Below are 8,780 nucleotides of genomic sequence, written 5' to 3'. Positions count from 1 at the left end.
TCGCTCCGACCGGTGCAACCGGCGGATCTCAGCCCAATCCTCCACGGACAACACCCTCTCCGTCCCTCCTGACTCCCCAGATAGGAGCCAGGATCACCGGACAAAGGGGTCAAAATTCGGATGCCACGCAGGGGTCAGTTTTCACCCGCCGCCGACACTCGCCATCCTGTAGCCCATCATGCCGACCGGCGGGCAACTGTGTTCCCTCGGGTAACTGCGCTCCCCGCTACTCCTCATAGGAAGCCGCGTCTCATGCTCGTCCGCCGTGCGTACATCCCTGACGCTCTCCGCCCTCGGACGCCGGACGAACGCGACGCGTGGCCGTTCACCGTCCCATGCGTCGCGGAGCTGGCCGCGAAGGGCCTGACCTTCGACCGGCCGCTGACCTTTCTGGTCGGCGAGAACGGTTCGGGTAAGTCCACTCTCGTGGAGGCAATCGCGGAGGGTTTCGGTCTGGATGCGCGCGGCGGACGGGCAGGGCGCAAGTACGGCAACGCCCGTCCCAAGACTCCGCTCGGCGAGGTGCTCCGACTGGAGACCACGACGGCAGGAGCACGAATGCTGGCAGGGCCACGCACCAAGAAGAAGGGCTTCTTCCTCCGCGCCGAGACGGCGTTCGGGCTCATGGAGGCGGTGAGTGGCATGCGAGGCTACTGGGACGAAGACACCACCCGAATGAGCCACGGAGAGGGCTTCTTCACCGTCTTCGACACGATGTTCCGCGAGCGTGGGCTGTACGTGATGGACGAGCCCGAAGCCGCACTCTCTTTCACATCCTGCCTGCGTCTTGTGGCACTGATGCACCAACTCAGTCAGACTGGGGCGCAGGTAGTATGTGCCACCCACTCGCCAATCCTGGCGGCCACCCCGGACGCCGACATCATTGAGGTAGGCGAGCACGGCTATCGGCGCACAAAATGGGAAGAACTCGAACTCGTCGACCACTGGCGTCGCTACCTGGACAACCCCGCAAGCTACCTCCGACACATCGCCGACTCCTGAGCGTCATGACACGACTTGACGACGCCGACGCTCAGTACCGCGCGTGGATGCGGGAGAATCTCGCGCGTGCGGCCGAACACTTCGGTGTGACGATCGATGGCCCTGCACACGACGGCTGGCGGCTCCGTTCCATCAGCGCCGTCGTTCAAGGGTCCGCTGGACGGTACTGGCTTCGGGTCCTCGCCGAGCAGCGCCAGTGGGCCCACGGCGACGTATGGACCGGAAACGCCGACGCCAACGACCTCACAGGTCTGCCGAAACCCCGCGTTCTTACCGTGACCGAATGGGAGGAAGGCCCGCGCCGGCAACGCGCGGAACTCATGACATTCATGCCCGGGGAGGTCTGCTCGCCGACGGACGTGCTGCGGCAGGAGATCGAGCTGTCCAACGCCTGGTGGGCGGAGCTGCGCCGCTGCGTGGACGTCCTTGCGGCGACGCCCACAAGGCGAGTGAACTCAGACGGGGTGAAGGTGCGGGAGCGGCTCGGCCAGTTCTTCGGCGACCGAGTGGACCTCGGGGCACTGCGCTGGGAGACGGTGCACGGGGATATGCACTGGAACAACCTGCTCCGGCCAGACTTCGGCATCCTCGACTGGGACCTATGGGGTCGGGGTCCCGCCGGCACCGACGCGGCCACCCTGTACTGCTACAGCCTGCGCACGCCGAGTATGGCGCGGCGGGTCCACGACACGTTCGCCGACGTGCTGGACACCGCGGCCGGGCGGGTCGCGCAGCTCTGCGTCATCGCGCGGCTGCTGCGTCGCGTCGAGCAGGGTGACCATCCGGACTTGGGCGAGCCGCTGCGCCGGCACGCGGATTCGCTTCTCCCGCCGTCCGGCTGAGACGCACCACTCGCGGCGCGGTAGGGCCCGGCTCAGCGGCGGCGGGCCTCGAGGACGCGGAGGGCTTCGGTGCGGTCGTTCACCACGGTGCGGGCGAGGTCGCTGAGCCGCTGCTGGTGGCCGCGAGCGTGGTCGCGCAGCAGGTCGAACGCGGTGTCAACGTCGACGTGGCCACGTTCGGACAGCACGCCCTTGGCCTGCTCGATGATGATCCGGCTGTTCAGCGCGCCCTGAAGTTGCTCGACGATGGTCTCCCGGCGGCTCAGCGCACGCTGCTGGAGGATGCCGATGGTGGCGACGTCGGCCAGCGCCTGCGCCAGCCGCTGGTCGTCCTCGGACAGCCGGGTCGCCGCGGCGCCGAACAGGTTCAGCGCGCCGACGATCTCCGCCCGCAGCCGCATCGGCAGCGCATGCACGGACCGGAAGCCCTGCCGGCGAGCCTCGTCGACGAAGCGCGGCCAGCGCTCGGCATACCCGGTGAGGTCGTCCACGACGACGGCCCGGCCGGTGCAGACCACCTCGATGCAGGGTCCCGGCTGGTCGTTCTCCAACTGGACCAGCTCGGTGAGGCGGGCGCCCTCGTTCGAGGAGGCCAGCAGCCGCAGGTCACCGTGCTCGTCGGTGAGCAGCACACCGGCCGCCGCCACCGGAAGCAGGCCGACGCAGTAGCGGGCCAACCGGTGCGAGAGGTCCACGACGTCGTAGTCGGCGACCATGGTGTCGGCCATGTCCACGAATGCCGAAACCACTGCCCGCTCGCGCATCGTCGGTCCCGTGCTCATCACGTGTGCTCCTCGGTATGGCGGGATTCTGGTGGCCGCCGGTCCTCGTCGGGGAACCGGCGCTGATCTCGTCGAGGGATCGGCCGTGCCGGTACGCGTAGGCGCGTAGCCGGGCGAACGCCTCCCCCGTGCTGATCTCGAGCTGTGCGGAGATCATCCCGGTGGCCTGGTGGACCCGGCTGGCCACCGCGAAGTCGGCCAGGGCGGCTTCACCGCGCCTGCTGTCGCCGGCCCGCGTCTGGAGCAGCGCCAGCGTCACGGCGTCGGCAACCACCAGGGTGTCCGCCACCTCGGCCAGCGGCCCGGCTCGGTGACGGCCGGGGTACAAGAACGGTGCCGCGGCCCGTGCATCCGACCACACTGTGGCGTAACCGTACCTCGCGCGGGGTCGCGGCTCAGCCTCCCGGGGGCGATCCGGGACAGTCCGGGAAGGAGCCGCTGACCTGCGCGCGGGCCGCTCGTCCCCGCCGCGTCACAAATCGAGGTGCCGCCTCGCGGTGCCGGTCAGGTGGCCATGTCCCCGCGCGCGCAGGCCGCCTCGGTGGCGAAGTACTCGGCGGCCACGACCACCAGAGCCGCGCGGACATCGTCTCGGCCGTGGGTGGCGACGAGTTCGTGGAAGCCCGCCGTGGCCGCACGCTCGTCGGTACCCGCCGTCTTGAGCAGTCGCGTGAGTTCCAGAACCAGTTCGAGCCGGACCCCGTCAGGCATGGCTTTCTCCCGCTGCGTCGTCCACGCGGGCAGGGTCTGGGTCCGCTAATCCGAAAAGTCTAAGGACGGGGCGGACAACCGGACCAGGGCGGTGATCTGGCTTCACACCAAAGTGAACCGCGGCCCGGACGGTGTCACGGAGCGTCGCCGGTCCCGGACCATGCGGCTCAGGCGAGCGCCGCGTCGAGCGGTGGGGTGAGCACGTCACGGGCCTCCACCAGGGACGGGCCGTACCAGGTGAGGTGGCGCCCGGAGACCAGGGCGCAGCGCACGTCGGGGAATTCCTCGGGACCGTCGTCCGCGCAGAAGGCGTACGGCTCGTCCGGCAGCACGACCAGGTCGGCCGCGCCGCTCTCCAGCACGGTGCGCAGCTCTTCCAGGGACGGCCGGGGGTAGCGCTGCGGGTGCGCGGCGTAGGCGTTGCCGATGCCGAGCCGGCGCAGCAGGTCGCCGGCGAAGGTGTCCCGGCCGAGCACCACCCACGGCTTGCGCCACACCGGCACCACCGCGGTGGCCACCACCTCCCGGCCGTGCCACCACGCCTCCTCGGCGGCGAGCAGCCAGTCCGGGTCGACGACTTCCAGGCACTGGGTGAGCAGCCGGCGCAGCGAGCCGAGGGCGGCGAACACGCTGCGCGGTGCGGCGGTCACCCACACCGGCACGCCGTTGGCCCGCAGCCGCTGCACGTCCTCCGGCCGGTTCTCCTCGGCGTTGGCCACCACGAGGTCCGGCCGCAACGCGAGCACGTCGTCCACCCGCGGGTACTTGGAGCCGCCGACCCGGACCACCTCGAGGTCGGGGGGATGGGTGCAGTAGTCGGTGGCGCCGACCAGCACCCCGGGCCGGGTGCGCTCGATGGACTCGGTGAGCGAGGGCACCAGCGAGACCACCCGGGTGGGGGTGTGCCGAAGCCACACCGGCTCACCCAGATCGTCGTCGCCGACCACACGCCAGCCCATCACACCCCCTTGGCCGCCCTCACACGTCCGTAATCCTGAGACCAGCATGCGCCTTGTAGCGCCGGTTGACCGCGATGAGGTTGGCCGTCAGCGCCTCCACCTGGGCGGCGTTGCGCAGCCGGCCGCCGTAGATGCCGCGCACCCCGGGAATGGCATCGGCGAGGGCCCGCACCAGGTCGGTGGCCTCCCGGTCGTCGCCGAGCACCAGCACGTCGGTGTCCACCTCGGTCACCGAGGGATCACCCAGCAGCACCGCGGAGACGTGGTGGAACGCCGCGGTGACCCGGGAGTCCGGCAGCAGCGCCTCGGCCTGCTGCGCCGCGCTGCCCTCCTCGATGGGCAGCGCGTACGGGCCGCGCTGGTCGAAGCCGAGCGGGTTCACGCAGTCGATGACGATCTTTCCGGCGAGCGCCTCGCGCAGCGGCTCGATGGTCTTGGCGTGCCCCTCCCAGGGCACCGCGACGAGCACCACATCGGCCGCCCGCGCGCAGTCCTCGTTCGCCCGGCCGGTGACGTGCGCCACCCCGGCGGCCTCACGCAGCTCGGCGGCGGTGGTCTCGGCACGCGCGACGTCCCGCGACCCGATGACCACGTTCAGCCCGGCCATGGCCCAGCGCAACGCCAAACCCCTGCCCTGGGGGCCGGTCCCGCCGAGCACGCCGATCGTCAACTCACGGATGTCCGTCACGTCGTTCCCTTCTCACTGTGCGTCAGCCACCCATCGTGGTATGCCGGGCGGCGCCCGCGCGCCAACTGCGGTTCACCTCACGGACTCACGGCAGTTCGAAACGGACACGGCGGCGGAGCGGGTCGGCCTCGGCGAGGCGCACCCGGATCCGTTCGCCGTCGGGCAGGCCCTCGCCGTCGCAGCGCGCCATCACCGGGGGCGGGTTGACGAACACCTCCGCGCCGGTGGCCTCGGCGCGCAGCACCACGGCGTTGAAAACCTCGCCGACCCGGTCGGCCAGCACCCACGCCTGCACCTGGTCCAGGCAGGTGCGCTCGACCCGGGCGGCGAGCGCGTCCGAGGTGGCCATCAGCGCGGGCAACCCGGGCAGCGCCGCGCGCGCCCATTCCGGTACCGCCGCGTCGGCGGAGACGGCCAGGCATACCTCGGCGGCGAAGCGGTCGACCAGCCGCCGCAGCGGCGCGGTGACGTGCGCGTACGGGGCCCCGATGCCGGCGTGGCCGGCCACCGGGGGCTCGGACCCGTCGAAGGCGGTGTAGCCGGCGCCGCGCAGCAGCCGGGTGGCGTCCAGGTGCAGCGCCAGGGAGGCCGGGTGATCCGGGTCCAGGCCGGCGAGCACGCTGGCCGGGTCGTGCCCGTCCTGCCACGGGATGTCCAGGGCCTGGGCCATCCGGCGCAGCGCGGTCACCGCCTCGGGTTCCGGCGTCGGCACGGTGCGCAGGATGCCGACGCCGCCGTCCAGCATCAGCCGGGCGGCGCAGATGCCGGTGAGGATGGACATCTCCGCGGTCCACTCCTCGGCCTCGCGGCGCAACCGCACCGCCAGCCGCCAGCCGCCGTCCCCGTCCGGCTCGATCTTCTGCTCGGGCAGTTGCAGTTCCACCGCGCCGCGGCGCAGGGCCAGCTCGCGGCGCAGCCGGCCCAGTTCCGGCAGCGCGGCCAGCGAGGGGTGCGGTGCGCCCGCGTCGAAGCGGGCCTGCACGGTGTCGTAGTCCAGCCGGGCGACGGACCGGACCAGGGCACGGTGCACCCGGCAGCGTTCCGGTTCGCCGTCCCGGTCACAGTCGATGATCCACAGCGCGGCCGGGCGCACCTGGCCGGGCAGCAGGCTGGCCGCGCCCTCGGAGAGCACGGTCGGGTGCAGCGGCACCGGGCCGTCCGGCAGGTACAGCGTCTGGCCGCGCCGCCGCGCCTCGGCGTCCAGCGGCCCGCCCGGGCGGACGAAGGCGGCGGCGTCCGCGATCGCGTGGTACAGCCGGAAGCCCGGTCCGCGGCGCCGCACCAGCAGCGCCTGGTCGAGGTCGGCTGAGCCGAGCGGGTCCACGGTGACCAGCGGCAGGTCGGTGGCGTCCACCCGGTTGCGCAGGCGGGCCCGGCCGTCCAGGGCGCCCCGCTCGGCCTCGGCCATCGCCCCGGCGGGGAACTCCACCCGCAGCCCGAACTCGGCGCGGACCTCGGTGAAGTCCAGCGCCTCCTCGCCGGCGGGAAACGGCATCGACGCCACCTGGGCACCCTATGACCTCACGCCGGGTCACGTCCCGGCGCGGGCACGAACGCGTTCGTCCGCCTGTCAGGCCGGTCGGCGGGTTCGCCCAGCGGTCACCACGGTGCCGCCGGCGCGGCCGGCGGCACGTGCCCGCCCTGCTGGCCGGGGATCGGGTCCAGGCAGGACACCAGCACCTCAGTGCCCTCCGGGTCGTTCACCAGCCGGCCGGCCCGGTCCCGGTAGACCACCTCACCGTCCGAGTCGATCTCCACGATCAGGCCGACCTCGGCGAGCTGGTCCTCGTCCAGGTCGGCCAGCCGCTCCCGGCGGGACGGCACCACCTTGTAGATCGGCCAGTTGAGGTGGCCGAAAGCCTGGTGGAACTCGGCCAGCAGGGTGGTCATCTGGCGCTGCCAGGGCAGCGGCATGGACTCGGCCAGAGACCGGGGCAGCACCACGTAACCCTGGTCCACACCGGGCTGCGCGCCGGTGAGGTAGTCCCGCAGCGGGGTGCTGGATGCCGGAGGGCCGGGCGGGCGCGGGATGGGCTCGGGGGTGAACATGATGTTCCTCCGTCAGACTCCTGGCCGAACGGCCTCGGCGACCAGCTCGTGGCCGTTCCAGTTGATCTTGCTGACCCGCACGACCTCGCCGACGTCCGGCGCCTCCACGTACTGGTCGTTGCCCAGGTACATGGCCACGTGGTGGATGGTCGCCGGGTTGCTCGGGTCGCTGGCCCAGAACAGCAGGTCACCGGGCTGGGCCTGGCGGACGGGCAGCCACGCGCCGGCGTGGAACTGGTCGGCCGCCACCCGCGGCAACCTGATCCCGGCGGTCTTGAACGCGCTCTGCATCAGCCCGGAGCAGTCGTAGCTGTCCGGACCGGTGGCGCCCCACACGTACGGCTTGCCCAGCTCGCCCAGCGCGTACCTGATCGCGTGCGCGGCGACCTCGCTGTTCGGCAGCAGGTTGCCGAAGCCCTCGCCGCACCCGGTCGGGTCGGCCACCCCGCCGACGTCGGAGACCAGGTAGGCGGCCAGCGCCTCCCACTGGTGGTAGCGGTCCGGGAACGCGGAACGCTCCACGTCCTGCGCGGTGTCCCCGGGCCGCTGCTGCTGCCAGTCCGGCACCGAGGTCAGCACGTCGTAGAACTTGTTCACCTCGTACCGCGGGTCGAGGATCTGGGCCGCGCTGCCCCAGTTCTGGCTGGGTCGCATCTGGAACAGGCCGAGCGAGTCCCGGTCGCCGTAGGGCACGTTGCGCAGCCCGGACTCGGTCATCGCCGCCTGCAGCGCGACCTGCCAGGCCAGCGGCGGAAGGTTGCGCTGCTTACCGATGCCGATGATCAACCCGGCCATGGCGCGCTGCTGGCCGTCCAGCCGGCCGCCGGCGGACCTGCCCGCCGCCGCGCTGGCGCCTTCCCAGGGTCCGAGGGCGGCGTCGCAGGACAGGTTGCGGGTGGCGAGTTGCTGCTGCTCGGTGCCCCCGATCACGGTGCTCACCGCGCCGGTGCCGAGCACCAGGGCGAACAGGGCGGCGACCACCACGCCGACCACCAACGCGATCCGCATGTCAGTGTCCGTTCCTGAACGCGCGCCGCGATCGCGTCGCAGGTGCCTGGGCCCTGCACGGAATGCGGCGCCCCGCCGCCGCGACAGCGGGGGCTTCGCCCCGGCGCGTTCCCGAACTCCTCATCGCAGTCCCCTCCAGCTCCGGAACAGCCCGTCAACCCGCCTTCGTGTAACCGCTCACCCGCCAGCCCTGCGGGGTCATGATCACGGTGATGCTCAGCGTGCCGCCGTCGGTGGGCAGGTTGGCCTGCACGGAGCTGGTGAAGGAGTTGACCGCGGTGGCCCGGCCGGTGACCCGGTGCGCCGGGATGTTCGCCGGGTCGACCGAGGCCATCACGGGCAGGTACTCGTCGGTGGTGTACGGGGCGAGCTGGGCCAACCACTGCTGGGTGGTCATCCCGGCCGGGTGGTTCGCCCACGCCTTCCCCCACGCCTCGGCGACGGCCAGCGCGGCCGGGTCGGGCGGCGCCGACGTCGGGGCGGCCAGCGGGCTCTCCAGCCGGGTCGGCAGCGGCGAGGTGGTGGTGGCCGAGGACGGCGCGCCGGCGAACCGCTGCGCCCCGGCGGGGCCGGGCGGGGGGACGCGGTGCACCCCCGCCTTGTTCAGTGCCACGCTCACCACGACCGCCAGCACAGCCACCGCGACCAGCGCGGTGACGAGGTGCTTCGGCGAGCGCAGCGGCCAGCCCCACAGCCGCCGGTACACCGCGGCGCGGCCGCGGTTGGTGCGGATCGGCAC

At 72.2% G+C, this 8,780-nt stretch carries 12 protein-coding genes; 3 read left to right on the top strand and 9 right to left on the bottom strand.

Going from position 1 to position 8,780, the window contains the following annotated elements:
• The first annotated feature begins 252 nt into the window (after positions 1-252).
• Complete coding sequence (locus tag FFT21_RS23550; protein WP_137816110.1) at positions 253-1,002, top strand: AAA family ATPase; 750 nt, start codon at positions 253-255, stop codon at positions 1,000-1,002.
• Positions 1,003-1,277: 275 nt separating this feature from the next.
• Positions 1,278-1,844: a hypothetical protein gene (locus FFT21_RS23545; RefSeq protein WP_225978683.1), complete on the top strand. Its 567-nt coding sequence runs from the start codon at positions 1,278-1,280 to the stop codon at positions 1,842-1,844.
• A 32-nt stretch (positions 1,845-1,876) separates the two neighbouring features.
• Here the strand turns inward: FFT21_RS23545 and FFT21_RS23540 are convergent, their stop codons facing one another.
• A complete protein-coding gene (locus FFT21_RS23540) occupies positions 1,877-2,560 on the bottom strand; it encodes a GAF and ANTAR domain-containing protein (protein ID WP_225978688.1) in 684 nt (227 codons plus the stop codon).
• The gene (locus FFT21_RS30765; protein ID WP_371856853.1) at positions 2,451-2,783 is read right to left on the bottom strand and encodes a hypothetical protein; all 333 of its coding nucleotides are present in this window, start codon (positions 2,781-2,783) and stop codon (positions 2,451-2,453) included. The genes FFT21_RS23540 and FFT21_RS30765 overlap by 110 nt, the downstream gene beginning before the upstream one ends.
• Between FFT21_RS30765 and FFT21_RS29295 the strand changes: the two genes are divergently transcribed.
• Positions 2,755-2,940, top strand: coding sequence for a hypothetical protein (locus tag FFT21_RS29295; RefSeq protein WP_192909710.1), 186 nt, complete (start codon positions 2,755-2,757; stop codon positions 2,938-2,940). The two genes, FFT21_RS30765 and FFT21_RS29295, sit on opposite strands and share 29 nt — an antisense overlap.
• A 190-nt stretch (positions 2,941-3,130) precedes the next feature.
• Here the strand turns inward: FFT21_RS29295 and FFT21_RS23530 are convergent, their stop codons facing one another.
• The 7 genes from FFT21_RS23530 to FFT21_RS23500 all read right to left on the bottom strand — a co-directional run bounded on the left by FFT21_RS23530 (position 3,131) and on the right by FFT21_RS23500 (position 8,780).
• Positions 3,131-3,337, bottom strand: a complete 207-nt coding sequence (locus FFT21_RS23530) for a hypothetical protein (protein WP_137816107.1) — start codon at positions 3,335-3,337, stop codon at positions 3,131-3,133.
• 167 nt (positions 3,338-3,504) lie between these two features.
• Positions 3,505-4,296 carry a helical backbone metal receptor gene (locus FFT21_RS23525; RefSeq protein ID WP_137816106.1) on the bottom strand — a complete coding sequence of 264 codons (792 nt, stop codon included), beginning with the start codon at positions 4,294-4,296 and terminating at the stop codon, positions 3,505-3,507.
• Positions 4,297-4,315: 19 nt separating this feature from the next.
• Positions 4,316-4,984, bottom strand: a complete 669-nt coding sequence (npdG, locus tag FFT21_RS23520; RefSeq protein ID WP_137816105.1) for an NADPH-dependent F420 reductase — start codon at positions 4,982-4,984, stop codon at positions 4,316-4,318.
• Between the two features lie 85 nt (positions 4,985-5,069).
• Complete coding sequence (locus FFT21_RS23515; RefSeq protein ID WP_137816117.1) at positions 5,070-6,479, bottom strand: RNB domain-containing ribonuclease; 1,410 nt, start codon at positions 6,477-6,479, stop codon at positions 5,070-5,072.
• A 104-nt stretch (positions 6,480-6,583) separates the two neighbouring features.
• Positions 6,584-7,033 (bottom strand): hypothetical protein, encoded by a 450-nt coding sequence (locus FFT21_RS23510; protein ID WP_137816104.1) that lies wholly within the window; start codon positions 7,031-7,033, stop codon positions 6,584-6,586.
• A gap of 12 nt (positions 7,034-7,045) precedes the next feature.
• Positions 7,046-8,041, bottom strand: coding sequence for a C40 family peptidase (locus tag FFT21_RS23505; RefSeq protein ID WP_137816103.1), 996 nt, complete (start codon positions 8,039-8,041; stop codon positions 7,046-7,048).
• 154 nt (positions 8,042-8,195) lie between these two features.
• Positions 8,196-8,780, bottom strand: coding sequence for a hypothetical protein (locus FFT21_RS23500; RefSeq protein WP_137816102.1), 585 nt, complete (start codon positions 8,778-8,780; stop codon positions 8,196-8,198).

The organism is Gandjariella thermophila, assembly GCF_005405885.1.
GTDB lineage: Bacteria > Actinomycetota > Actinomycetes > Mycobacteriales > Pseudonocardiaceae > Gandjariella > Gandjariella thermophila.
The sequence above is the reverse complement of the archived record's forward strand: the minus strand, read 5'-3'. Positions and strand labels throughout refer to the sequence as shown.

Excerpts from the sequence above, each read along its gene's own strand:
- FFT21_RS23550 (WP_137816110.1), top strand. The coding sequence starts at position 253 with ATGCTCGTCCGCCGTGCGTACATCCCTGACGCTCTCCGCCCTCGGACG.
- FFT21_RS23540 (WP_225978688.1), bottom strand. The coding sequence starts at position 2,560 with ATGGTCGCCGACTACGACGTCGTGGACCTCTCGCACCGGTTGGCCCGC.
- FFT21_RS30765 (WP_371856853.1), bottom strand. The coding sequence starts at position 2,783 with ATGATCTCCGCACAGCTCGAGATCAGCACGGGGGAGGCGTTCGCCCGG.
- FFT21_RS23530 (WP_137816107.1), bottom strand. The coding sequence starts at position 3,337 with ATGCCTGACGGGGTCCGGCTCGAACTGGTTCTGGAACTCACGCGACTG.
- FFT21_RS23525 (WP_137816106.1), bottom strand. The coding sequence starts at position 4,296 with ATGGGCTGGCGTGTGGTCGGCGACGACGATCTGGGTGAGCCGGTGTGG.
- FFT21_RS23515 (WP_137816117.1), bottom strand. The coding sequence starts at position 6,479 with ATGCCGTTTCCCGCCGGCGAGGAGGCGCTGGACTTCACCGAGGTCCGC.
- FFT21_RS23510 (WP_137816104.1), bottom strand. The coding sequence starts at position 7,033 with ATGTTCACCCCCGAGCCCATCCCGCGCCCGCCCGGCCCTCCGGCATCC.
- FFT21_RS23505 (WP_137816103.1), bottom strand. The coding sequence starts at position 8,041 with ATGCGGATCGCGTTGGTGGTCGGCGTGGTGGTCGCCGCCCTGTTCGCC.